Annotated in this window: 1 protein-coding gene; it reads right to left on the reverse strand. The window is 58.7% G+C overall.

The window, feature by feature from the left end:
- Window positions 1-63: 63 nt before the first annotated feature.
- Window positions 64-1,260, reverse strand: coding sequence for an IS256 family transposase (locus GQ59_RS30310; RefSeq protein ID WP_037088614.1), 1,197 nt, complete (start codon window positions 1,258-1,260; stop codon window positions 64-66).
- Window positions 1,261-1,355: the final 95 nt, after the last annotated feature.

Below are 1,355 nucleotides of genomic sequence, written 5' to 3' on the forward strand. Positions count from 1 at the left end.
ATGTCCCGAGAGGTGGTGTAGCTCGTTCGATCGTCGAGCTTTCCGGGCAGGGCCGGGAACGCGTCAACTTGCGGCGGGCAAGTTGATGAGCGGATCATCACTCATTGTGGCGATCGTCTCAAGTGTCATGTAGCGCGAGCGCTGAACAGCCCACTCGTCATTTTGCTCCAGCAGGAGAGCGCCGACGAGTCTGACGATGGCATCGTCATTTGGAAAGATGCCGACGACCTCTGTCCTTCGCTTGATTTCTCCATTCAATCGCTCAATCGGGTTCGTGCTGTGCAGCTTGGTCCAGTGCTGCTTGGGAAAGGTCATGTATGCGAGGACATCTTCCTCGGCGCTGTCCATAAGGCCGGCGAGTTTCGGCACTTTCGGCCTGATCTGATCGGCGACGTTGCGCCACTGTTGGCTGGCGGCTTCCGGCGTGTCTTGGGCAAAGGCCGTTGCAATGAAGGCCGAGACCACGCGTCGACCGCTCTTGCCGGCATGAGCCAATGCATTGCGCATGAAGTGGACCCTGCAGCGCTGCCAGGTTGCTGAGAGAACCTTCGACACGGCGGCCTTGATGCCTTCGTGTGCGTCGGAGACGACCAGCTTGACGCCGCGCAGACCGCGCCGGGTCAGCTTGCGCAAGAACTCCGTCCAGATCGGCTCGGCTTCAGAGGTGCCGATTTCCATGCCAAGAACCTCGCGGCGACCGTCCGTGTTGACGCCCACAGCGATGATAACCGCGACAGACACAATACGGCCGCCCCGCCGGACTTTAAGATAGGTCGCATCGATCCAAAGGTATGGCCAGTCGCCTTCAATCGGACGCTCAAGGAAGGCCTTCACCTTGTCGTCGATTTCTTCGCAAAGCCGAGATACCTGGCTCTTGGAGATACCACTCATGCCCATCGCCTTGACCAGATCGTCGACCGAGCGGGTCGAAACACCCTGGATATAGGCTTCCTGGATCACCGCGGTCAGTGCCTTCTCAGCCATGCGGCGCGGCTCCAGAAAGCTCGGGAAGTAGCTGCCAGTGCGTAGCTTTGGAATTCGAAGTTCGACCGTTCCAGCGCGGGTCTCCCAGTCGCGATCGCGATATCCGTTACGCTGAGCAAGTCGAAAGTCATTCTTCTCGCCGTAGGCCGCACCGGTCTTCGCGCCCACCTCCAGCTCCATCAACTTCTCGGCCGCAAAGCCAATCATCTCGCGCAGCAAATCCGCATCAGCGCTCTTCTCAACAAGCGAGCGCACGTCCATCATGTCATTGGTCATCGGTGGTCTTTCCAAAAGGTTGTGCTTGAACAACCCAACCCTACCGGAAAAAGCCGATGACCACCGCTATCCAGCTACACCACCTCTCGGGACAT

The sequence above is a fragment of the Neorhizobium vignae genome (assembly GCF_000732195.1).
Lineage (GTDB): Bacteria > Pseudomonadota > Alphaproteobacteria > Rhizobiales > Rhizobiaceae > Neorhizobium > Neorhizobium vignae.

Bases quoted from the DNA above. Each gene is read 5' to 3' on its own strand.
- GQ59_RS30310 (WP_037088614.1), bottom strand. From the start codon at position 1,260: ATGACCAATGACATGATGGACGTGCGCTCGCTTGTTGAGAAGAGCGCT.